Source organism: Roseibium sp. AWQ4_254 (genome assembly GCF_056161025.1).
The window spans coordinates 103,040-124,618 of the sequence record NZ_JBSWYH010000016.1 but is presented as its reverse complement, the minus strand read 5'-3'; the positions used below and the strand labels follow the sequence as shown (position 1 = coordinate 124,618).

22 protein-coding genes are annotated in these 21,579 nt (G+C 60.6%); all 22 read right to left on the bottom strand.

Features of this window, described 5'->3' with window-relative positions:
* Window positions 1-9: 9 nt before the first annotated feature.
* A complete protein-coding gene (locus tag ACXAIC_RS14015; RefSeq protein ID WP_475180125.1) occupies window positions 10-645 on the bottom strand; it encodes an RNA-binding protein in 636 nt (211 codons plus the stop codon).
* Between the two features lie 189 nt (window positions 646-834).
* Window positions 835-2,493: a transcription termination factor NusA gene (gene nusA, locus ACXAIC_RS14010; protein WP_475180123.1), complete on the bottom strand. Its 1,659-nt coding sequence runs from the start codon at window positions 2,491-2,493 to the stop codon at window positions 835-837.
* A gap of 74 nt (window positions 2,494-2,567) precedes the next feature.
* Window positions 2,568-3,161 carry a ribosome maturation factor RimP gene (rimP, locus tag ACXAIC_RS14005; RefSeq protein WP_475180121.1) on the bottom strand — a complete coding sequence of 198 codons (594 nt, stop codon included), beginning with the start codon at window positions 3,159-3,161 and terminating at the stop codon, window positions 2,568-2,570.
* 311 nt (window positions 3,162-3,472) lie between these two features.
* Window positions 3,473-4,168, bottom strand: coding sequence for a tRNA (guanine(46)-N(7))-methyltransferase TrmB (gene trmB / locus ACXAIC_RS14000; RefSeq protein WP_475180117.1), 696 nt, complete (start codon window positions 4,166-4,168; stop codon window positions 3,473-3,475).
* Window positions 4,169-4,308: 140 nt separating this feature from the next.
* Window positions 4,309-5,481, bottom strand: a complete 1,173-nt coding sequence (metK, locus tag ACXAIC_RS13995; RefSeq protein WP_475180112.1) for a methionine adenosyltransferase — start codon at window positions 5,479-5,481, stop codon at window positions 4,309-4,311.
* Window positions 5,482-5,594: 113 nt separating this feature from the next.
* Entirely contained in the window at window positions 5,595-5,999 is a 405-nt protein-coding gene (locus ACXAIC_RS13990) for a helix-turn-helix transcriptional regulator (protein WP_319387580.1), read from the bottom strand.
* Window positions 6,000-6,188: 189 nt separating this feature from the next.
* On the bottom strand, window positions 6,189-7,805 hold the full coding sequence (gene lnt, locus ACXAIC_RS13985) for an apolipoprotein N-acyltransferase (RefSeq protein WP_475180108.1): 1,617 nt from the start codon (window positions 7,803-7,805) through the stop codon (window positions 6,189-6,191).
* A 240-nt stretch (window positions 7,806-8,045) separates the two neighbouring features.
* Window positions 8,046-9,299 (bottom strand): transporter associated domain-containing protein, encoded by a 1,254-nt coding sequence (locus ACXAIC_RS13980; protein ID WP_475180105.1) that lies wholly within the window; start codon window positions 9,297-9,299, stop codon window positions 8,046-8,048.
* 36 nt (window positions 9,300-9,335) lie between these two features.
* Entirely contained in the window at window positions 9,336-9,869 is a 534-nt protein-coding gene (gene ybeY, locus ACXAIC_RS13975) for an rRNA maturation RNase YbeY (RefSeq protein WP_475180104.1), read from the bottom strand.
* A gap of 18 nt (window positions 9,870-9,887) precedes the next feature.
* Entirely contained in the window at window positions 9,888-10,922 is a 1,035-nt protein-coding gene (locus ACXAIC_RS13970; RefSeq protein ID WP_475180157.1) for a PhoH family protein, read from the bottom strand.
* Window positions 10,923-11,006: 84 nt separating this feature from the next.
* Window positions 11,007-12,476 carry a tRNA (N6-isopentenyl adenosine(37)-C2)-methylthiotransferase MiaB gene (miaB, locus tag ACXAIC_RS13965; protein WP_475180101.1) on the bottom strand — a complete coding sequence of 490 codons (1,470 nt, stop codon included), beginning with the start codon at window positions 12,474-12,476 and terminating at the stop codon, window positions 11,007-11,009.
* Window positions 12,477-12,625: 149 nt separating this feature from the next.
* Window positions 12,626-13,495 carry a lyso-ornithine lipid O-acyltransferase gene (gene olsA, locus ACXAIC_RS13960; protein ID WP_475180098.1) on the bottom strand — a complete coding sequence of 290 codons (870 nt, stop codon included), beginning with the start codon at window positions 13,493-13,495 and terminating at the stop codon, window positions 12,626-12,628.
* Window positions 13,485-13,934, bottom strand: coding sequence for a Fur family transcriptional regulator (locus ACXAIC_RS13955; RefSeq protein WP_475180095.1), 450 nt, complete (start codon window positions 13,932-13,934; stop codon window positions 13,485-13,487). Before ACXAIC_RS13955 ends, olsA begins: the two co-directional genes overlap by 11 nt.
* Before the next feature lie 45 nt (window positions 13,935-13,979).
* On the bottom strand, window positions 13,980-14,468 hold the full coding sequence (locus tag ACXAIC_RS13950; RefSeq protein WP_475180092.1) for a GNAT family N-acetyltransferase: 489 nt from the start codon (window positions 14,466-14,468) through the stop codon (window positions 13,980-13,982).
* Window positions 14,465-15,142 carry a tRNA (adenosine(37)-N6)-threonylcarbamoyltransferase complex dimerization subunit type 1 TsaB gene (gene tsaB, locus ACXAIC_RS13945; RefSeq protein ID WP_475180087.1) on the bottom strand — a complete coding sequence of 226 codons (678 nt, stop codon included), beginning with the start codon at window positions 15,140-15,142 and terminating at the stop codon, window positions 14,465-14,467. The genes ACXAIC_RS13950 and tsaB overlap by 4 nt, the downstream gene beginning before the upstream one ends.
* Before the next feature lie 173 nt (window positions 15,143-15,315).
* Window positions 15,316-15,873 carry a NifU family protein gene (locus ACXAIC_RS13940; protein WP_475180083.1) on the bottom strand — a complete coding sequence of 186 codons (558 nt, stop codon included), beginning with the start codon at window positions 15,871-15,873 and terminating at the stop codon, window positions 15,316-15,318.
* Window positions 15,874-16,160: 287 nt separating this feature from the next.
* Window positions 16,161-16,655, bottom strand: a complete 495-nt coding sequence (locus ACXAIC_RS13935) for a universal stress protein (RefSeq protein ID WP_475180081.1) — start codon at window positions 16,653-16,655, stop codon at window positions 16,161-16,163.
* A 69-nt stretch (window positions 16,656-16,724) separates the two neighbouring features.
* Window positions 16,725-18,029: an ATP-dependent protease ATPase subunit HslU gene (gene hslU / locus ACXAIC_RS13930; protein ID WP_475180079.1), complete on the bottom strand. Its 1,305-nt coding sequence runs from the start codon at window positions 18,027-18,029 to the stop codon at window positions 16,725-16,727.
* Between the two features lie 114 nt (window positions 18,030-18,143).
* The gene (gene hslV / locus ACXAIC_RS13925; protein ID WP_475180075.1) at window positions 18,144-18,704 is read right to left on the bottom strand and encodes an ATP-dependent protease subunit HslV; all 561 of its coding nucleotides are present in this window, start codon (window positions 18,702-18,704) and stop codon (window positions 18,144-18,146) included.
* A gap of 112 nt (window positions 18,705-18,816) precedes the next feature.
* Entirely contained in the window at window positions 18,817-19,392 is a 576-nt protein-coding gene (locus ACXAIC_RS13920; protein WP_475180070.1) for an NADPH-dependent FMN reductase, read from the bottom strand.
* Between the two features lie 113 nt (window positions 19,393-19,505).
* Window positions 19,506-20,642 carry a peptidoglycan-binding domain-containing protein gene (locus tag ACXAIC_RS13915; protein WP_475180067.1) on the bottom strand — a complete coding sequence of 379 codons (1,137 nt, stop codon included), beginning with the start codon at window positions 20,640-20,642 and terminating at the stop codon, window positions 19,506-19,508.
* 189 nt (window positions 20,643-20,831) lie between these two features.
* On the bottom strand, window positions 20,832-21,506 hold the full coding sequence (locus ACXAIC_RS13910) for a class I SAM-dependent methyltransferase (RefSeq protein WP_475180064.1): 675 nt from the start codon (window positions 21,504-21,506) through the stop codon (window positions 20,832-20,834).
* Between the last annotated feature and the right edge of the window lie 73 nt (window positions 21,507-21,579).

Genomic DNA, 21,579 nt, shown 5'->3' with positions numbered 1-21,579 from the left:
ACCGCCCTGCTACGCGTTGCTCTTTTCGTCGCTCGCTGCGGAATAACCGCGAAAACGCTCCATGTCACGTACCCGTGCAAGAAAGTTTTCACTCGCCTGTCCCGCAAGCAGTGCAGCATGTATCACATTTGACCGGCCCAATGCCAAATCCAATTGGGTCGAATCGAACAAACGGACGGTTTGAAATCCGTTTGCCAGTTCCTGTCTGCCGGCGGCCACCGCCGCCAGCTTGCGGATCCCGTCCCCGGACGCATCCGAGGCGTGGATCAACCCGGCCACGGCATCCCGCCGCAAGGCCGCTTCAACTTTTGCATAGCCGGTCACCAGCTCTCCGGCCTTGCGCGTCATGGACAACGCTTGCAGCGCGGCCCGTTCCATCAGCGCATCCACACGGTCCGCCAGCCCCGGCGTGACACGAGCCTCACACTTGAAACCCCGTCCAAACACCTTTTTCCGGCCGGTCTCGGCCGCCGCGACACTTTCGCGCACAGCCGTCACCCAAACGCCGCGCCCCGGAAGCACCCGCTTCAGATCCGGAACCACCTCACCCTCAGGATCAAGCACGAACCGGATCAGCGAGCTGACGGGCTGAACCTCCCGCGTAACGGCACATTGCCGCTCGGTCGGGTCATTCTTCCTTGGCACGCCGCCACTCCTTCAGACCGGCCGACCCTTTGCCCCGTTGTCTCCGCAGGCCGCCGGTCAGTCCTTCTTTCCTTCAGATCATCCGGTGAACCGGGCCCGGTTGAGCCTGGCACCATTGACCGTCTTCAAAGCCGCCGGGCTGTCCTGCCCCCACTGGGCTGCAGGAAACTCACGAGGCGGCCGCCCCGTTCAGCCGTTCAAAATGGCACCGGCTGGCGCTTCTTCCTCGACCGTTTCAACGGCCTCTTCAATCTCTTCCTCGGCCTCTTCCACCTCAGCGGCAGCCTGGGCAGCCAGCTCTTCCTCAGTGACCCAGCCGGCTGCGATACGGGCTGCCATCACCATGTTTTCGGCATCCGCCCGGGAGACGTCAAACGCGGACAGGGCGCCTTCAAAACGTTTGGTTTCACCGTCCTTGCGTTCGGTCCAGCCGACCAGATCGTCGGCGGCACAACCGGCCAGATCTTCCATCGACTTGATGTCGTCCTTGCCGAGGGCCACCAGCATCGCCGTAGTGATGCCGTCGACGGAGCGCAGATCGTCGGAGACCCCGAGGGCGATCCGCTCTTCATCAAGCTTGGCTTCCAGTTCGCCCAGGTAATCCCGGGCACGGGCCTGGATCTCCACGGCCGTATCGTCGTCGAAACCTTCGATCATGGAGATTTCCTCAATCTCCACATAGGCAACTTCCTCAACGGAGGTAAAGCCTTCCGTTGCCAGAAGCTGGCCAACCATCTCATCAACGTTAAGGGCTTCCATGAAGAGCTGCGAGCGCTCCAGGAATTCCTTCTGACGGCGGTCGGATTCTTCCTGCTCGGTCATGATGTCAATCGCCCAGCCCGTGAGCTGGGAAGCAAGACGCACATTCTGACCGCGCCGGCCGATGGCAAGCGACAGCTGGTCATCGGGCACCACAACTTCGATCCGTTCCGCGTCCTCGTCAAGCACAACCTTGGCAACTTCTGCCGGCTGGAGTGCGTTGACGATGAAAGTCGCGGCTTCTTCGTTCCACGGAATGATGTCGATCTTCTCGCCCTGCAGCTCGCCGACAACGGCCTGAACGCGGCTGCCGCGCATCCCCACACAGGCCCCGACCGGGTCGATGGAAGAATCCTTGGAGATCACCGCGATCTTGGCGCGGGAGCCCGGATCACGGGCCACGGACTTGATTTCGATGACGCCATCATAGATTTCCGGCACTTCCTGGGCGAACAGCTTGGCCATGAATTGCGGATGGGTGCGCGACAGGAAGATCTGCGGGCCGCGCTGCTCGCGGCGGACATCATAGATGATGGCCCGGATCCGGTCGCCGGTGCGGAAGATCTCGCGCGGGATCAGCTCGTCCCGGCGCACAATGCCTTCGCCGCGGCCCAGATCCACGATGACGTTGCCATATTCAGCCCGCTTGACGACACCATTGATGACTTCACCGACCCGGTCCTTGAATTCGTCATACTGGCGGTCGCGCTCTGCTTCGCGCACTTTCTGCACGATCACCTGCTTTGCGGACTGCGCGGCGATCCGGCCGAAATCCAGCGGCGGCAGCGGCTCGGCAATGAAATCGCCCAGACTGGCTTCCGGGTTGCGGGACTGTGCGTCTTCCAGCGCGATTTCCGTCGACACGTTTTCCACGGCCTCAACCACCTGAAGCAGGCGCTGCAGCCGGATCTCGCCGGTCTTCGGATTGATCTCGGCGCGCACTTCGGTTTCCGTGCCATAGCGGGAGCGGGCCGCCTTCTGGATCGCATCTTCCATAGCGTTGATCACGATCATCCGGTCGATCGACTTCTCCCGGGCAACCGCATCCGCAATTTGCAGCAGTTCCAGCCGGTTCGCGCTGATTGCCATATTCCACTCCTCTTGCGCCAGGTTCGGGCCTTGGTCTTGGTGGCGCGTTTGTCCTGCCCGTCAGCCTCGACGGCTTAGTTGGGCGTATTGTCCTGTGTCAGCTCGTCTTCCTGGCCGCGCGCCGCAAGGGCCGCTTTTTCGGCCTGAAGCGCAGCGGTAATCAAATCGTCGGTGAGCACGAGCTTGGCCTCGCCGATATTTTCCAGCGGCAGCAGCACCGTGTCCTGATCGCCGTCCTTCACATCGGGAAGGCGCACCTGCGCTGCACCATTCCCGGCGCCGAGCAGCGTGCCACGAAAGCGCTTGCGGCCGTCAAGCATCACGGCCATTTCCACTTTCAGCTCATGGCCTGCCCAGCGCTCGAAATCACCGGCCCGCACCAGAGGGCGGTCGATACCGGGAGACGAGACTTCCAGATGATAGGCCCGGTTGATCGGATCTTCCACATCTAGGGCGGGCGAGACCGCCCGGCTGACCGCCTCGCAATCTTCAACTGTCATGGTGCCATCGGGGCGCTCGGCCATGATCTGCAGCGTGCACCCGTTGGCCGCGCTGATCTTGGTACGCACAAGACGGAACCCAAGGTCTTCGATGACCGGCTCCACAATGGCCGCAACACGGGCATCGAGGCCCTGTTCCGTGACAAGTCTTGGTTCGTGTGCGCTCACACCTGGCTCCTGTTCAAACCGTCTTCGGCCGTCAGCTCCGCTAAGGCCCCGCCGCCGTTCCAATGAGGCTCCCTGCCGGGCGGCGTGTTTCCGGCTGTGCTTAAGCAAAAAAGAGCGGGTCCCCGGCGGGCCCACTCTCAAAATGCTCAGATAAGCCGTTTGAGGTGAAACACCGGCTGTATAACGCCAAAGCCGGGCAAAACGCAAGACCCTCGCGCCAAATCCCAAAAAGAACTTCCAACAGCCGTTAACAGCAATCTCAATTGTGAGACCGCCCCGCCCCGTTCAGAGCCCAACCCTGGAAGCCGGGCTCAGGCCTGTTCACGCCTGCGGAAGGTCAGATACCGCCCCCGGCGGCCTTCCCGGACCGCCTTGGCTTCATAGCGGGTCCCCGGCCAGCCCTGCCAGGGCTCCTTCCAGTCCCGCGCGGTCTGCGCGGTCCAGTCGAAAGCGTCATGGTCGCGGCAGTGGCGCAAGGTCCAGTCGATATAGGTGTCGATGTCACTGGCAAAGCGGAACTCACAGCCCGGCTTCAAGGCACGGGCATAGCGGGTCAGATTGTCCGCATTGATGAACCGGCGCTTCCAGTGGCGCTTTTTCGGCCAGGGATCCGGATAGAGCTGATAGGCCAGATCCAGCGAGGCTTCCGGCAGCCAGTCGAGCACATTGACCGCGTCATCATCATAGAGGCGGATATTCTTCAAGCCCTCTTCGACAACAGCCGTGACCGCCTTGGCCATGCTGCCGACAAACGGCTCCACGCCGATAAAGCCCGTACCCGGCTGGGTGCGCGCCCGGTGCAGGAGATGCTCCCCGCCACCAAAGCCGACCTCAAGACAGACCCCGGTCACATCAGCTTCAAACAGATCCGTCAGGTCCGCAGGCGCAGGCACGTCCAGATCCAGCGCCAGACGCGGCAATTCCGTTTCCATTAGCGCCTCGCGGCGCGGGCTGAGCGGCTTGCCTTTCCGGCGGCCAAAAAAGGAACCTTCGTAACGGTCAGTCATTTCAAAACAGGCACTTCAAACAGCTTCCACTCCCGCAACGGCCTTGTCAGCAATCCGGGAATATCCGCTCCAAAAATCAGAAGATCGCCAGCACATGGCCGGCGATCCTGTGTTTCGGTCGTCGCGACGCTTCGGACAGCTTATCCCGCAAGCGGGCGCAGGGCGTCAACGAGATCGGTCTTTTCCCAGCTGAAACCGCCATCAGCGTCCGGCTGACGGCCGAAATGGCCATAAGCCGCGGTGCGCTCATAGATCGGATTGTTCAGCTTCAGGTGCTCGCGGATACCCCGCGGGCTCAGGCCCATAACCTCGCGCAGGGTCTTTTCCAGACGCGTTTCATCGCAGCGGCCCGTACCGTGCAGGTCCACATAGACCGACAACGGATCGGAGACGCCGATGGCATAGGACAGCTGGATGGTGCAGCGGTCCGACAGGCCGGCCGCCACCACATTCTTTGCAAGATAGCGGGCCGCATAGGCCGCCGAACGGTCCACCTTGGTCGGGTCCTTTCCGGAGAAGGCACCGCCGCCATGGGGCGCGGCCCCGCCATAGGTGTCGACAATGATCTTGCGGCCGGTCAGGCCAGCGTCCCCGTCAGGACCACCAATCACGAAGGCGCCGGTCGGGTTCACGTGCCATTCAGTCTCGTTGCTGATCCAGCCGTCGGGCAGCGCCGTCAGGATATAGGGCTCAACGATCTTGCGCACGTCCTCCGACGTCAGCGCCGGGTCGAGATGCTGGGTGGACAAAACGATGGAGGTGGCCGCCACGGGCACACCGTTTTCATAGCGCACGGTCACCTGGCTCTTGGCATCCGGGCCCAGCACCGGCTCCGTGCCGGACTTGCGAGCCTCCGCCAGAAGACGCAGAATTTTGTGAGAATAAAGGATCGGGGCTGGCATCAGCTCTTCGGTCTCGCGGCACGCATAGCCGAACATGATGCCCTGGTCGCCGGCGCCCTCATCCTTGTTGCCGCCAGCATCAACCCCTTGGGCGATATGGGCAGACTGAGCATGGAGATGCACCGCGATGTCGCAGGTTTCCCAATGGAAGCCGTCCTGCTCATAGCCGATATCCTTTACGGCCATGCGAGCAAGATGGGCAATATAGTCATTTGTGATGGTGGCCGGACCCCGGGTTTCGCCCGCAATCACGATGCGGTTGGTGGTCGCCAGGGTTTCGCAGGCCACACGTGCTTCGGGCATTTCCTTGAGATAGGCATCAACAACCGCATCGGAAATACGGTCGCAGACTTTGTCCGGGTGCCCTTCGGACACAGACTCGGAAGTGAACAGGTAATTCTGACGTGCCATTGGCGATCGTCCTTCTGGGAATGAATATGACAGAAGCGGCGAATGACATTCGCCGCTTCATGTGCATCAATCTTAGAAGATCCAGGCCGCGTCAAGCGTGTTGTGTTTTTTTATCACTCATCGCCGGCCAGGGAACGGACCAGGTCAACGATCCGGCGGCGGACCTTCGGGTCCTCGATGCGGACAAAGGCCTTGTTCAGGGACAACCCTTCCGAAGATGACAGGAAATCGACCACATAAGAGGTCGGCTGTGTCTCTCCGAAGCCTTCGGCTTCTTCCGGGGTGCCCGGAGCATCTTCAAAGAAGAAGGAAACGGGGACTTTCAAAATGGTGGCAATATGCTGCAGGCGGCTGGCGCCAATGCGGTTCGTGCCTTTTTCATATTTTTGAATCTGCTGGAAGGTGATGCCGAGGCTCTCACCCAGTTTTTCCTGGCTCATACCAAGCATCATCCGGCGAAGACGGACGCGGCTTCCAACATGTATATCAATTGGATTTGGAGACTTCTTACTGGGCATGTACGTCGCTCTTTCTTTTTCTCGCGGCGAATGTCCGCTCGCTTTAGTTAGTACAAGCTCTTCCTGATCCTCCCACCAGACCCGGAAAATTGAAGAAAGCCCGCAACCCTTCACTTGCACATGAATAACCTTCAATCGGCTATTTCACGGTTGTATCACACTTTAATCACTCAACTCAAACAAAAAACATCAATTTTCACGCGAGTTCTGGTTGCAGCGTGAAAAACACGCAAATCCCACAAGTGTTATCGAAATAAAGAGCACAGGAAGATCGCCAAATTTTACGTAGATAGTCCTGCTTAAACCCTGCGGAAGCTTCACATCAAGCACACCACGCTCGAAAATAGGTAGTTGTCCTACAATGTTTCCCGCCCCATCAACAATGGCAGATATACCGGTATTTGCAGCCCTTACGACGGGCAACCCGGTCTCGATTGCGCGCATACGGGCCTGCTCGAAATGCTGGTATGGCCCCGGCGTGCGCCCGAACCATGCATCATTTGTCACGTTCAACAAAAACGCCGTATTTCCGGTCACTTCGCCAGCAAGACCCGGAAAAATCACTTCATAACAAATAAGTGGCAGAAATCCGGTACCCGCCGAAGTTGACAGCACCCGGCGCTGATATCCGGCTTCGAAGCCCTCCAGAGGACCCGCAAGACTGGAAATCCCGAGCGTTTCCAGCAAGGGTTTCAAAGGTACGAATTCCCCGAAAGGAACCAGCCGCATCTTGTCGTAGAACCCTTCAACAGTGCCGTCATTTGCGATCAGGTAAATACTGTTGAAGTATTCGTTTTTTTGCGTTCCCGGCTCAGAACGTACCGCTCCGGTGGCAAGTTCACTGTTTTCCCCCAGGGCGTTGCCGATTTTGAACAGCGCACCGGGCTCCTGGGTCAGCAAAAACGGCACAGCTGATTCGGGCCACACAACCAGCCTCTGCTGCCCGACCCGTGCGTTGCCGCCCAAAGGCGCTTCCGTCATGTCGAGATAGGTGCGGAAGATCCCGTCCTTCAGTTCCGGCCGCCACTTGTCCGCCTGATCAATTGCCGGCTGCACGATGCGGATGTCGAGATCAGAGTCCACCGGAGCAAGCATCCAGAGGCGGAGGCAGCCAAAGACGGCCACAAGGACAAGGGCGCCAGCGGCCAGGGACACCGCTCCGGCCCGCTGGGTGAAGGGCCGGGTGTCCGCAAGCACGGCCGGTGTTGCCGCAATGGCAACCACAAGAAAAGTCAGTCCGTAAAGCCCCACCAGGCTGGCAATCTGTGTCAGCGGCAATACGCCGGACACCCCATATCCGAACGCGTTCCAGGGAAAGCCGGTCAGGACATGGCCACGGACCCAGTCCGACAAGGTCAGGCAGGCAGCCAGCAGCAAGATCCGCTGAAACCGGCCGCTCCAGAACACGGCCGCCAGTGCAACCCCCGCGCCGGTAAAGAGGGCCAGCCCGACCGGCATGGCCACAACGGCAAAGGGCATCAACCAGGCAAACCGGTCCCCATCCACCAGAAAGGCGGTTCCGATCCACCACAGTCCGGAGAGGAAATAGCCAAAGCCGAACAACCAGCCAAGGGCAAAGCCGGTGCGGACCCGCGCCCAGACCCGTCCGCGCCCCGGCTCGATGGCGCCATCCAGAAGCCAGACAAGGCAGGGAAAGGCAATCAGCAAGACCACAGACAAGTTGTAGGGTGGCAGCGCAAAGGCTGTTGCCGCGCCCAGAAGGATGCATAGGAGGCGCCGTTGCAGCCCCCAGGCGAGCAAGAACGTGTTTGGCAGAAAACTCAGCCTGTACGAGAGCCAATTCATCAAAACCGATCCCCAAATGCGATTTGGAGATTTGTCGGCTCCCCCGCAGGGGGGTCAAGGCAAAATGTCCGGCAACGCTTTGAAAAGCACACCCAAAGCGCTTTTAGCGCACACCGCATTTCATTGGATTTGCCTTTCGCAGCCTGAAATCCAGAGATTTCCGCGTAACAGGCAAAACGCTTTGATCCCGGAGCGCCGAGCCCCGCTCCGGGAACCGCCCAGCACCAATCCCGATTGGGATCAGGCGCTGCCGCTGGAAGGCGGTGTCTTGTCCGCCGCCACCTCTTCAGACGTAGTCCGGGGCTCTGCGGCGGCGTCCGCCGGTGCAGGCTCCGCCTTCTTCGGCCGCCGGCGCAGCTCCTGCGGCCGGGGTTCAGCCCGCCTACGGCGGATCTTCAACCGTTTGATCCGCCGGGGATCCGCATCCATGATCTCAAATTCGAAGCCCGGCATTTCCCCGGGAACAAACAGCAATTCGCCGCGCACCGGAACCCGGCCAATGGAGACATAAAGAAGCCCGCCCAGCGTATCGACATCTTCAGAAATCTCGCCCTCGGTCAAACGGGTGCCAAGCGCCTTGTCGACATCTTCCAGAGGCAAACGCGGGTCCGCAATCCAGCCCCCTTCCCCGGACGGGGCCAGCATGGCCTCCTCATCCTCATCATGTTCGTCTTCAATGTCACCCACGACCTCTTCCACAAGGTCCTCCAGCGACACCAGACCGTCCGTGCCGCCATATTCATCGATCACCAGCGCCATCTGGATCCGGCCTGCCTGCATTTTGGCCATCAGGTCCGGGGCGGGCATGGAAGGCGGGACGAAGAGCAACTCGCGCACAAGGTCCGTTTCCTTAAGGGAGACCGACAAGTCCACACAGGACAGGTCCAGGTCCGGGCTGTTGTGCCCCTTGCGGCCTGACCCGTTGCCACCATGGCCACTCCCGGATGTTCCCTGAACGGAAGAACCTGTTTCCGAAGACACGGCCGCGCTGCCAGCGGCGGCGTCCTCCGCCCCCTCGGGAAGACGGCTGCAGCCCTGTTCGGCAATGAAACTCATCAGATCCTTGATGTGGACCATGCCGCGCGGATCATCCAGCGTCTCTTCATAGACGGGCATGCGGGAATGGCCGCTCTTCTGGAACAGCTCCATCAGGCGGCTCAAGCTGGTATCGACATCGACCGCATCAATGTCGGCCCGCGGGATCATGACATCATCGACGCGCAATTCCCGCAGGCGCAGAATATTGCCGAGCAGCAAGCGCTCTTCGGGCGAAAACGCGGTGTCGCCACTGCCGCCGCGCGCCAGCTCGTCTTCCAGATTTTCGCGCAGGCTCGAGGACTGACGCCCCAAGCGCAGCATGCGTTTGAGATTTTCGAGAAAGGCCGCAGTCCGCTGCGGCTTGGTCTCTTGCGGGTCTTCTCCGTCCGGAGAGTGCCCCGTGCCGGCGGCTTTCGCGTCGCCTGCCGGACTTTGCGGTTCAACTGCGTTCATCATCTATCAAAACAAGAGTGTCATGCCCCATGATGCCACCTAACCGCTGTCTGCCACAAGAGGACTGTCCGCATAGGGGTCATCTATACCTATCGATGCCAAAATGATCTTTTCCAGACGTTCCATCAATTCGGCTTCTTCATCGTCCTGGTGGTCATAATCGAAAAGATGAAGCAAACCATGAACGGTGAGATGGGAAAGATGGTCTGAAAATTCAACTCCCATTTCCTGCGCTTCGCGCTGGACCGTTTCAAAGGCAAAAACAATGTCCCCGAGAAGCGGGCCATAGACCTCACCCTGCGGGTCGCTGCCGGGAAAGGACAGAACATTGGTCGGCTTGTCCTTGTCCCGCCACTGGCCGTTCAGCTTCCGGATCGCCGCATCATCCGTAAACACCAGCGAGACTTCCGAAGTCGCAAGCGCCTGAAGATCCGCTCCGGCAAAGGCCGCCGCGATAGCGCGTTCAGACAGGCGCAGCAGCTCTGTCTCGTCAGGCCAGTTGCCGGCCTCCCGTGACAGGTCGATCTGAAATCCCGCTGGCAGGGCCATTCCGGTGGTCTCAACTCCGTTCATCTTCAGGCCGGACGGCGCCTATTGGGCAGCGTCCGCCTCCGACTCGCGCCGCCGCGCCTCATAGCGCCGCTCGCGCGCTTCGGATTCTTCGCGCGACGCATTGTCATAGGCAGTCACGATCCGGCCCACCAGCTCATGACGCACCACGTCCTGTTCGTTGAATCGGATATGGGCAACGGCCGGAATGTCGGTCAGAAGGCCCAGCGCTTCGCGCAAACCGGATTTCTGGCCCGAGGGCAGGTCGATCTGGCTGGGATCGCCGGTGACAATCATCTTCGAGCCTTCCCCAAGGCGGGTCAGGAACATTTTCATCTGCATGGACGTGGTGTTCTGCGCTTCATCCAGCAGCACAACCGCATTTGACAAGGTGCGGCCACGCATGAAGGCGAGCGGCGCCACCTCAATCATGCCGGACTGGAGCCCCCGGTCGACTTTCTCCGCCGGCATCATTTCATAAAGCGCATCATAGATCGGCCTCAGATAAGGGTCGACCTTGTCCTTCATTTCCCCGGGCAGGAAACCCAGGCGCTCACCCGCTTCGACGGCCGGGCGGGACAGGATCAGCCGGGCCACATCGCCCCGCTCAAGAAGGGCTGCGGCATAGGCCACCGCCAGAAAGGTCTTGCCGGTGCCCGCCGGACCCGTGCCGAAAATGAGATCGGCCCGGTCCATGGACCGGATATAGGCGTCCTGGGTCGGGGTGCGCGCCACAATGGTCTTGCGCCGGGTTGCAATCTGGGCAAAGGCCAGCCGCGATTTGGGCTCCAGCGTCGGCAGGGGCAATTGGGCATCGGCCGCCGCTGCCATCCTGAGGGCACCGTCCACATCGCCCGGATGGATTTCCTGGCCCTGCAGCAGGCGCTGATAAAGCGCCTCAAGCGCCGTGCGCGCCTGGGTGCAGGCCGTTTCGGAGCCCTTCAAGGTGACCTGATTGCCGCGCGCAATCGCATCCACCCCGAGCCGCTGCTCAATCAGGGCCAGGTTCTGGTCGAACTGGCCGAAGAGATCACCAATCAGCCGGTTGTCTTCAAAAGCAAGAACGATATGGGTCATGTCGGAGGCCAGCCCGGCCGGGGTCGAGGGATCCGATTGCTTGCGGGACGAAGAAGAACTGTCGCGCGTCAAATGACGTCTCCTTTAGAGCGCGGCCGGAACCGGCTGGGGATTCTCAAGATTATCTTGCCTCCCAATCAGCCGCCCGAACAGAGAATTAGATCCGATCTCGATGATTTCCACCGCTTGTATCGAGCCGATCAGATCCTCCGCTGCATCAATCTGCACCGGCTGCAGCCAGGGGGACTTGCCAACAAGCTGGCCCGCGTTACGGCCCTTTTTTTCCAGAAGCACGTCGCAAACCATGCCCTTGCGCGAGGCATTGAAGGCCTTTTGCTGCGCGCTGACCAGCGTTTGCAGCTCGGCCAGGCGGGCGGATTTCACTTCTTCCGGCAGCTGATCCTCCATGGCCGCCCCGGGTGTGCCGGGACGCTGGCTATACTTGAAGGAAAAGGCCGAGCCGTATTCCACCCGGCGGATCAGGTCCATCGTATCCTCAAAATCCTGATCCGTTTCGCCCGGAAAACCGACGATGAAATCGCCTGACAAGGCCAGATCGGGCGCAGCGGCGCGAATCCGGTCGATCAGACGGAAATAGTCCTCGCGGGTGTGACGGCGGTTCATGGCTTTCAGAATCTTGTCCGATCCGGACTGAACGGGAAGATGCAGATAAGGCATCAGGCTTTTCAGGTCCCGGTGCGCCTCGATCAATTCATCATCCATGTCACGCGGATGGCTGGTGGTATAGCGCAGCCGGTCGAGCCCATCGATTTCGGCCAGCCGGTGCAGCAGACGCCCAAGGCTCCAGGTCCCTCCATCCGGTGCCTCGCCGTGATAGGCGTTCACATTCTGGCCCAGCAGCGTGACCTCGCGCACGCCGGAGGCGGCCATGCGTTCGGCCTCGTCCACGATCTGTGCCACGGATCTGGAGACTTCCGCCCCGCGCGTATATGGCACCACGCAAAAGGTGCAGAACTTGTCGCAACCTTCCTGAACCGTCAGAAACGCGGCTGGAGGACGCTTGAGAACCGGCTTTTGCGCCCGCGCCGACAGGTGGTCGAATTTCGCATCAATATCAAATTCGGTCTCAACGATGCGCTTGCCCGCCCGCGCCTTGTCCAGAAGCCCTGGCAGCTGGTGGTAGCTTTGCGGGCCGACGACCAGATCGACAATCGGTGCACGCCGGGAAATCTCAGCTCCTTCCGCCTGGGCGACACAGCCGGCCACGCCGACCATCATGTCCTTGCCGGATTTGGCACGCTCTTCCTTGACCTTGCGGATCCGGCCCAGCTCGGAATAAACCTTTTCCGCCGCCTTTTCCCGGATGTGACAGGTGTTCAGGATCACCAGATCCGCGTCTTCCAGGTCCTCGGTGGTCTGATAGCCTTCGGGAGCCAGCACATCGGTCATGCGCTCACTGTCATAGACATTCATCTGGCAGCCATAGGTGCGCATGAACACCTTACGCATGTTGCTGCCGTTTTTTGTGCCGGTCTCGGCCGGGGAAACGGCGCTGGCGGTCGTCTCACTGTCTTTGTCCGGGCGGCTTTCCATTCGCTCCTCGTGGCCTTGTCTGTGGCCGTCCTGTCTCGGTAACCGGTGCAGGGGATGTCTTCCAAAACCGCGTCATGCCGCTTCAGCAGCGCTGCCTTGTCCCGCAGACCGCCGGGCTGCGGCTGGTCCTTTGGGGCAGTCCCCTTTCGTCAGGCGCCACCTTTAGCCGTTTTTTCATCCAATGAGAAGAACCCGTTCTGCTCCGGCTCGCCGAAATCGGCCTGATCGACCGGCTTTTGCAGCAACGAGGCCAAAGTCAGCGCCCGCACTTCCCGTTCCAGGCGCAAGCTCAGCGCCTTGCGGTCAGTTGCTCTGTCAATGGCAATGGGCGTGCCCCAGCTCACGATCACATCCAGCGCGCCTCTTGAGAAGATCCCCCAAAGATGGCCCGCCAGTTCCATATCCCCATACCAGGCCACATGGGGCCGGTGCGCGCGGCCCATGGGCAGGCCATAAAAGCCCTGATAGGCAATGGAGAGCGGCTGCACCCAGACCTTGCCGTCTTCGCTTTCGCCCAATGCCCGGGTGGCAGCCCCTAGAAGCGCGGAACGGAACGGCAGAACACTGTTGCCGTCATTGGAGGTGCCTTCGGCAAACAGCACCATGGCATCTCCTTGCCTTATGCGCTCTGCGATCTGGCTGGCCACCTTGCCGGTTTCAGAGCGGCGGGTGCGGTTCACGAACACCGTACGCTGCAATTTTGCAAAAAGCCCGAAAACCGGCCAGCCGGACACTTCCGATTTGGCGATGAAGGACAGGGGCATCAGGGAGCCGATCACTGTAATGTCGACCCAGGAGGCGTGATTGGCGGTGATCAGAAGCGGCCGGTCCGCAGCCGGGCGGCCCACCGTGCTGATCTTGATACCCACAAGGCGGGTTGCGATCCGGTGCCAGATCTGCGGCAGACGGGTCTTGAGGGCCAGGTCAAACCTGACCGCCAGCCATTGCAGCGGGATCAGCACGAGGGACACAAGGGTCAGGACAAACACAAGCCACGCGGCTTTCAGGTTAGCTATCATTCTGCTCGCTCTTGGAGCCCTCCAGTGGGACACCGTAAAGCTCCAGCCGATGATCAACAAGCTTGTAGCCGAGTTTCTTGGCAATGAAATCCTGCAGCGCCTCAATTTCCTCGCTGCGGAATTCAATCACCCGGCCGCTGCGCAGATCAATCAGATGATCGTGATGCTCATCGGGAACGGTTTCATAGCGGGAGCGGCCGTCGCGGAAGTCGTGCCGTTCGATCATGCCGGCATCTTCAAACAGTTTCACGGTCCGGTAGACGGTCGAAATGGAAATGCCCGGATCAATCGCCACCGCCCTGCGGTACAGCTCTTCCACATCCGGATGTTCTTCGGAAGCCTGCTCCAGAACGCTTGCAATGACCCGGCGCTGCTCCGTCATGCGCATGCCTTTTTCAATGCACATGTCCGCCAGCGTGGAGTGCCGTTCATCCGCCATGAAGTTGCTGCCTGCTTGTTGACTTGGTCTTTTGCGTAGTGCGGCTTAACGAAGATCCACGCGCATGACAAGCGCCGTGCCGTCGCCGCCGCTCTCGCTATAATAGGCCTTGCGCTCGCCCACTTGGCGGAAGCCGAGGCTGCGGTAGAGCAGCAGCGCCGGTTCGTTGGCCGCATCAACCTCCAGAAAGAGAGAACTGCACCGGTCGCTGTAGAGCCGGAACAGGCCGGCTTCCATCAGCTTCTTTCCAATACCCCGCCCGCGCTGGCGCGGATCGACCGCAATCGTGATGACCTCGGCCTCATCGGCCGCGCTGCGCAGGATCAGAAAGCCCAGCGGAGCCCGTGTGCCATAAGGGCTTGCGCGGCGGGCCACCAGCATGGATGTCCCGCTCTGCCCCTTCATGCGGGCCAGGTCTTCCGCCGTCCACTTGTTCGCAAAGGAGGCCGCATGGATACCGGCCAGCTTGGGCAGATCCTCGTCCAGCGCGTCTTCCACAACCGGCGGCTGGGTCCAGAACCACCAGAAACTCATTGCCGCTCAATCCTCCCCCGGGTTTGAGGCGTTGCATCAGGAGGCCGCAGATAAAGCGGCGACGGCGCGGAAAGGGCCGGGTCTGCGAGGACGCCCAGCTCTGCCACATCCCGGATTTCGGGAAAGCCGGCCCGGGACAGGATCCTGTCTCCGGAAAGTTCAAGCGCCGCCGCGACACTGTCTGCAGCCGATCCGGCCAATCTTATGCCCTTCGGCAGGGTGGCCGCAAGATCAGACAAGCGGCGCACACCGGCTGCGCTCAAGCTGCTGCCGGAAGCATCAAATTCCTGGCAATAGACCTCGTCAGCCTTGCCGGTGAGCGCCACCAGCACCGGAGCCCCGCCATCGGCAGGCGCCGAGGCCCGGGCGATGGCCGCCAGTGTCGTGATGCCAACCACCGGCGTGCCCAGCACCAGGCCAAAGCCGCGTGCCACGGCCAGCCCGACCCGGAGGCCGGTGAAACTGCCCGGCCCGACGGTCACCGCGACCCGGTCAAGACCGGAAAACGCCGTGGAGCTCTCGGCCATCACCTCGCCGATCATATCCATTAGCCGTTCGGCATGGCCCCGGCCGATTTCCTCGCCCAGCGCCCGGAAACAGGCCGAGGCCGCCCCGTCGTCAAGGACGGCCGCAGCGCAATTGGCAAGGGACGTATCGATGGCAAGCAGTCGCATGCCTATGCCACTACCTTCTTGCCGGTCCGGAGTCGAGCCGCGCTTTGGACCTACGCCCAATTGCGGGCTTGCGCTCCACAAAGAAAGCCCGATCCCTGCTTTCAGGCATTTGTTTCCAAAACGAAAAAGGCCCGGCGCTGCCGCCGGGCCCTGAGGATCGTCTCGGACATTCGTCAGATCGGCCGGACTTCTTCCACTTCCGGGACAAAGTGGCGCAAAAGGTTCTGGATGCCGTGCTGGAGGGTTGCCGTGGAAGACGGGCAGCCTGCACAGGCGCCGCGCATCGACAAATACACAATCCCTTCCTTGAAGCCCTTGAAGGTGATGTCGCCACCATCCTGGGCCACGGCCGGGCGGACCCGTGTTTCCAGAAGCTCCTTGATGGTATTGACGGTCTCCTCGTCGCCGTCTTCGAAGAATTCACCTTCTTCGATATCCTCCGACTGGCCTGCCGCCATGACTGGCTGCCCGGACATGAACTGTTCCATGATCACCCCGAGAATGGCCGGTTTCATGTGCTGCCAGTCCGTGTCGTCCTTGGTGACGGTCACAAAGTCATGGCCGAAAAACACGGCCACTACACCGGGAACATCAAACAGTTTCTCGGCCAGGGGGGACGCCCCCGCATCGGCCCGCGAGCGGAAATCATAGGTGCCTTCGGGCAGAACAATCCGGCCGGGCAAAAACTTCAACGTGGCCGGATTGGGAGTTGCTTCCGTTTGAATAAACATTTTTGTCGTCCTTGGCGTTTTTCAACGCGTCCCTTCACCGGACGGGCAGCCTGCGTTAAGTGGCAGATTGTCCGGCCTGTTCACTGCGCGCCAAGCCGGAACACACCGGTTCTTCTCGCCTCGGCAACGCTGGTGTCCTGCGCCTCTCCTTCATCGCAAAACACCGATGGGTTCTTCTACCGCAAATCGGAGAAGTTTGGAACCGTTAAAAACTAGATAGGTGTCCGGCTGGCCGGATCAAGATCCCACAGAAAAACTGATCAGGCAGCCCGGTTCTGGCAGCCGTTTCAGGCAAGCGCCGCAATGGAATCATCGTCCAGATTGCCCGGCACGATGGTCACAGGAATCGGGAACGTGCCCGCCGATTTTCCGGCAATGGAGGAGACCAGCGGTCCCGGCCCTTCCGAACCGGTGCTGGCGGCCAGAACCAGGATCGCGATATCCGCATCGGCCTCGATCAGGTCCAGTATTTCTTCGGACTGGGTGCCTTCCCGCACAACCGTTTCCGGTTCGGTGCGGGCGACGGAGCGGATCCGCTCGGCGGCCTTGGCGAGGGTTGCCTCGGCCTTTTCCAGGGCTTCCGCCCGCATGATGTCTTCCACGCCCAGCCAATGCTGGAAATCGCCCGGTGCAATCACGAAGACGAGTGTCACGACCCCACTTGTCCGTGCCGCCCGCTTTGCCGCATAGACGATTGCCCTGTCGCATTCAGGCGTTTCATCAACCACGACCAGAAATTTCCGGCGGTGGCCCTCTTCGTTGCTTTTCCGAATAGCTACCATGGGTGCATGCTGCCACCGGCGCTCACGCATCGCAAGCAGGGAAATCCCGGCACGCGCTGCGCTTGCGCCTTACAGGATAAACTTCGACAGATCGACATTCTTGGCCAGATCGCCAATATTGTCCTTCACGAAGGACGCCGTGATCTCGATGGTTTCCCCGGACCGGTCCGGCGCGGTGAAGGAGATCTCGTCCAGGATGCGCTCCATGACGGTCTGCAGGCGCCGGGCTCCGATATTTTCCACCGAGGCATTCAGGTCCACGGCCACAGACGCGATTTCCTCAATTGCGTCTTCGGTGAAGGACAAGCTGACGTTTTCCGTGTCCAGCAGAGCCACATATTGTTTGATCAGGCTGGCTTCCGGTTCAGTGAGAATGGCCCGGAAGTCCTCCTTGGTCAGCGCCCGCAATTCCACCCGGATCGGCAGACGGCCCTGCAATTCGGGCAGAAGATCGGAGGGCTTGGCCACATGGAACGCGCCGGAGGCGATGAACAGAATGTGGTCGGTCCTGACCGGGCCGTGTTTCGTGGACACGACCGTACCCTCGATCAGCGGCAACAGATCGCGCTGCACCCCTTCGCGGGAGACATCCGCCCCGGCCCGGCCTTCCCGGGCGCAGATCTTGTCGATCTCATCCAGAAACACAATGCCGGAATTCTCCACAAGGGCGATGGCTTCCTCAACGACCTTGTCCTCGTCCAGCAACTTGTCGGATTCTTCATTTATCAGCAACGCATAGCTGTCGCGCACTGTGGTCCGCTTGGTCTTGGTCTGGCCGCCAAAAGCCTTGCCAAGCAGGTCGGACATATTCATCACCCCGACGCTTGCGCCAGGCATGCCGGGAAGATCGAAGCTGGGCATCTGCGTCTGAGCGCGCACCTCCACCTCGATTTCCTTGTCGTCCATTTCGCCGTCGCGCAGTTTGGCGCGGAAACTGTCCCGGGTCGCCGGGCTGGCATTGCTGCCCACAAGCGCGTCCAGAACCCGCTCTTCGGCCAGAACATGGGCCTTGGCCTTGACCTCTTCGCGCTTCTTGTCCCGGATCAGCGTAATACCGGCTTCCACCAGATCGCGCACAATCTGTTCCACATCCCGGCCGACATAGCCGACCTCGGTAAACTTGGTCGCTTCAACCTTTGTGAAGGGGGCATGGGCCAGTTTTGCCAGACGCCGGGAAATCTCCGTCTTGCCGACCCCGGTCGGGCCGATCATCAGGATGTTTTTCGGCAGCACTTCCTCACGCATTTGACCTTGAAGCTGCTGACGCCGCCACCGGTTGCGCAGGGCGATCGCCACGGCGCGCTTGGCATCTTTCTGGCCAACGATATAGCGGTCGAGTTCGGATACGATCTCCCGCGGAGAAAAATCGGTCATTTTTTAAGATACGCCTTCCGTCTTCATATCTTGCATCTGCAGGCAGCTGCACGCGGTGACACAGCCCCGGGGCAAGGCCATGAGAGACAAGCCCTGTGCCCGGCCCGGCGCGGCCTATTCAGCAGCATCCAGCACCTCGACTGTGACGCTGGAATTGGTGTAGACGCAGATTTCAGCGGCCACAGCCATGGCCTTGCGGGCAATTGTTTCCGCATCATAGCCGGTCTCCGCCAGAGCCCGTCCGGCGGCAAGGGCATAGTTGCCGCCCGACCCGATGCCCATGACGCCACCTTCCGGCTCCAGCACATCGCCTGTCCCGGTCAGCACCAGCGACACATTCTTGTCGGCCACCAGCATCATCGCTTCCAGGCGGCGCAAATACCGGTCCGTGCGCCAGTCCTTGGCGAGTTCCACACAGGCCCGCATCAGCTGGCCCGGATATTGTTCCAGTTTCGCTTCCAGCCGTTCAAACAGGGTGAAGGCATCGGCTGTCGCCCCGGCGAACCCGGCAATCACCTCGCCCTTGGCCAGAGGCCGGACCTTGCGGGCGGAATGTTTGATCACGGTCTGGCCGAGGGACACCTGGCCATCACCGGCAATCACCACCTTGCCGCCCTTGCGCACCATCATGATCGTCGTCCCGTGCCACTGGGCCGGTTCGCGCGTCTCGCTCATTCAGTCCTCTTGGGTTTTTCCTTGCTGCCGCCCTATGTAGGCGGCATTTCCATCTTTTCCAAGCTCTCTTTCAGCTGCGGCAGGCCACCAGCCCCTTTGCAAGGCCTTGCCTTCAGTGGGACATTTCGATCCGGGTCGCCTTGAGCAGCGCCTCAACCAGCTTGTCCAGCTGGCCGCTTAGCCGGTCATCCGCCAGATCGCCACGCTCGTCGAACGCAGAAGAAGCCTTAGGCACGGACACCATTTGCGGCAGAACCAGCGCGCCCAGGCCCACTTCCAGGATGGTACGCATGCCGATCAGACCGCGCATGCCGCCAAAGCCTCCCGGAGAGGCCGCCCCGAGCGCAAACACCTTGTTCCGGTAAGGCTCCCCCGGATCGCGCACCCGGCTGACCCAGTCGAGCGTGTTTTTCAAAAGCGGTGTTATCCCGGCATTATATTCCGGACAGGCGAGAAAGACTCCGTCCTGCCCGCTCAGCAGGCGGTGCAGCTTGCGCGCAGTTTCCGGCACCCCGTCCGTGTCTTCCAGGTCGCCGTCATAGACCGGCAGCGGATAGTCTTTCAGCGACAGGCGGGTCACCTCTGCATCCAGAATGGTAAGCCGCTTGGCCACCAGCGCCGTCAGCTGAGCATTCAAAGAACCGCTGCGCACCGAGCCGGAGCACACAAGTATTTTCGGATTACGCATCAACCACCTCTTCTCAGCTGAACCTATTCCCTATCAAACGGGTCCCAAAGGCATATGGCAAGCGGGAGCGGCTTCGCCACCCCCGAATGGCGGTCCAAGGAAGAGGTGCAGGCTCAGAACAGGCTGGCAATGAAACCGGGCACGCATTTGACCGCATAGGTCCAGTCGTCCTTGCGCCACCTGGACATTTCGTAGAGAGAGTCGCCCAGCTCTTCGCCCATTTCGGCAAACAGACGGGTCGGCCCCTGTTTCATCCGGGCAACCAGCCGGTTCAACCGTACCGTATCGATTTCACCTGTCTGGATCAGGTGGATGGTGCCCAGCACCAGGGTGGTCATGCTGTCCACGCCAGACGCCCCCAGGCCGATCGGATCACAGGCCCGGATGACCTGAAACACCTTGCTGTTTTTGGCCGCGCCCGGGGCAATTGCCTCAACAAGGCTCTGCAGCCCCTCAACCATTCCGGCCCAGGGGATCGCCTTGCCCATGAAAAATTTGTAGAGCTCGGTCGTGCCATACAGATAGTCGCCTTGCTCGAACTTGTCGGCCACCTCGATCATCACAATCACATGGCCTGCCGCTCCGGCCTTGCTGCCAAGGGAGCCCAGGAACCGGCCGAATTTCGATGCCGGGGCCGAGATTGCGTCCAGCGCGCCGATCTGACGGCCGCGCATGCCGGAGACCGCCTTCATGACCTCCCGCGCCTCAGCCGGCGAGAACCCCCACTTGCGCAATTGCGCCCAGGCGGCGATCAGCTTGCGGGCATCTTCAGCCCGGCCGATTGTGCCGAGAAACTTCTTCATGTTGGGGAAGCTCTTGTCGATCAGCTCCCGCCGGAATTCGTCAAACGCACTGCTCTCGCCCAGATTGGCCGCCTCTTTGGCCAGCAGCTTTTCGGCCGGTGTGAGACGCTGATCGCGCACCGTGTCATTCGACACTGTCGACGGGTTCGCCTCCGGTGGAATGCACATGCGCTGCCAGATTGAGGCAGACTGCGGATCATTCATGGCGCTGATGGTGCGTTTGGCCGGGTCCACCCGCCCGTCCGGGCGGCGCAACCGGACCACACTGACCTGAAAATCCTTGATGGTGCCAATGGTTTTCGATCCCACACGGCCATCAACGACAAGGGCCTTGCGTGAGCCGCCCATGAGGGCATTCAGCCGCGTTTGGACAGTTTTAACATCGAGTTGCTCGTTTTTCCCGAACCGGCCCACAGAGCCGGTAATACCAATGCTTGAGTTGATCATGTCGAAAGCCCAATGATTTAAAAAAAATACGAATGTCTGTTCCTGCAGTGTAAAGACCTGAGCCCGCCAATCCGTGTGATTCGCATCACGAAAACGGCAGACGCAAGGTGTCCTCTGCGGAGAAGACTTTAAACTCCGGAAAAATATTACGTAAAGGAAATTTAGTGCCACGCACTCCTGCAAGTGCCGTCAATGGCCCTTACGGTAGACCCAGACCCTGGCCGGCGGCAGGTTTTTCCAGACCCATTCGGAACTGTGCACCGAAACGCCACGGGTTTTCGGTTTCACTGGCGCAGCAAGCCCATAGGAAAACTGTATAAAGGGGGCGCCGGGTTTCAAGAGCCTCAGGGCGTCAGTCAAAAGCGCGCGGCGCACGGGCTCCGGACGGGTCAGAAGCGGCAGAGACGAAACGATTCCATCCAGCTCCCCCCGGCCGGAATCGGCTGTACGGTTCTCTCCCGATAGAAAACCGCCGTCCTGGGCGAGCGTTTGGGCAAGCGCATAGGCATCCCCCTGAAGCACTGTGAGGCCCGGATACCGCAAGCTCAACAAGTCGCAGAAATCGGCGCTGTATTCGATGAGATTGAGATGCGGATGGACAAAGCCCCGGTCCATGAGCGCCTTGGTCACAACACCGGTGCCCGGGCCAAGCTCCACGATGCGCGAATGGGGGCGTGGCACGAGATAGGAGGCCATTTTCGCGGCCAGATCCGGGCCTGACGGGGCCACGGCTCCGGTTCTCAACGGGTTTTGGGCCCAGGAGCGGATGAATTTCATCTCATCGAGCACCCGGCTGCGCACGGCTGCGGCCTTGTCCAGCTTTTCCCGGAACCTGTCGACGCGAAAATTGTGGCGCTGCAGCATGTTACCTCACTCGCTCCCGAGAAACGAATATAGGGAGGCTCGTCAGATTTTGCCATAAAAAGACGCACAAATT

Bases quoted from the DNA above. Each gene is read 5' to 3' on its own strand.
- lnt (WP_475180108.1), bottom strand. From the start codon at position 7,805: ATGAATTGGCTCTCGTACAGGCTGAGTTTTCTGCCAAACACGTTCTTG.
- ACXAIC_RS13990 (WP_319387580.1), bottom strand. From the start codon at position 5,999: ATGCCCAGTAAGAAGTCTCCAAATCCAATTGATATACATGTTGGAAGC.
- ACXAIC_RS13955 (WP_475180095.1), bottom strand. From the start codon at position 13,934: ATGGCGGATGAACGGCACTCCACGCTGGCGGACATGTGCATTGAAAAA.
- trmB (WP_475180117.1), bottom strand. From the start codon at position 4,168: ATGACTGACCGTTACGAAGGTTCCTTTTTTGGCCGCCGGAAAGGCAAG.
- ACXAIC_RS13920 (WP_475180070.1), bottom strand. From the start codon at position 19,392: ATGCGTAATCCGAAAATACTTGTGTGCTCCGGCTCGGTGCGCAGCGGT.
- ACXAIC_RS13950 (WP_475180092.1), bottom strand. From the start codon at position 14,468: ATGAGTTTCTGGTGGTTCTGGACCCAGCCGCCGGTTGTGGAAGACGCG.
- tsaB (WP_475180087.1), bottom strand. From the start codon at position 15,142: ATGCGACTGCTTGCCATCGATACGTCCCTTGCCAATTGCGCTGCGGCC.
- ybeY (WP_475180104.1), bottom strand. From the start codon at position 9,869: ATGAACGGAGTTGAGACCACCGGAATGGCCCTGCCAGCGGGATTTCAG.
- miaB (WP_475180101.1), bottom strand. From the start codon at position 12,476: ATGGAAAGCCGCCCGGACAAAGACAGTGAGACGACCGCCAGCGCCGTT.
- hslV (WP_475180075.1), bottom strand. From the start codon at position 18,704: ATGAGCGAGACGCGCGAACCGGCCCAGTGGCACGGGACGACGATCATG.
- ACXAIC_RS13970 (WP_475180157.1), bottom strand. From the start codon at position 10,922: ATGACCCATATCGTTCTTGCTTTTGAAGACAACCGGCTGATTGGTGAT.
- ACXAIC_RS13980 (WP_475180105.1), bottom strand. From the start codon at position 9,299: ATGATGAACGCAGTTGAACCGCAAAGTCCGGCAGGCGACGCGAAAGCC.
- ACXAIC_RS13935 (WP_475180081.1), bottom strand. From the start codon at position 16,655: ATGGTAGCTATTCGGAAAAGCAACGAAGAGGGCCACCGCCGGAAATTT.
- ACXAIC_RS13915 (WP_475180067.1), bottom strand. From the start codon at position 20,642: ATGATCAACTCAAGCATTGGTATTACCGGCTCTGTGGGCCGGTTCGGG.
- hslU (WP_475180079.1), bottom strand. From the start codon at position 18,029: ATGACCGATTTTTCTCCGCGGGAGATCGTATCCGAACTCGACCGCTAT.
- ACXAIC_RS13940 (WP_475180083.1), bottom strand. From the start codon at position 15,873: ATGTTTATTCAAACGGAAGCAACTCCCAATCCGGCCACGTTGAAGTTT.
- ACXAIC_RS13910 (WP_475180064.1), bottom strand. From the start codon at position 21,506: ATGCTGCAGCGCCACAATTTTCGCGTCGACAGGTTCCGGGAAAAGCTG.
- olsA (WP_475180098.1), bottom strand. From the start codon at position 13,495: ATGATAGCTAACCTGAAAGCCGCGTGGCTTGTGTTTGTCCTGACCCTT.
- nusA (WP_475180123.1), bottom strand. From the start codon at position 2,493: ATGGCAATCAGCGCGAACCGGCTGGAACTGCTGCAAATTGCGGATGCG.
- metK (WP_475180112.1), bottom strand. From the start codon at position 5,481: ATGGCACGTCAGAATTACCTGTTCACTTCCGAGTCTGTGTCCGAAGGG.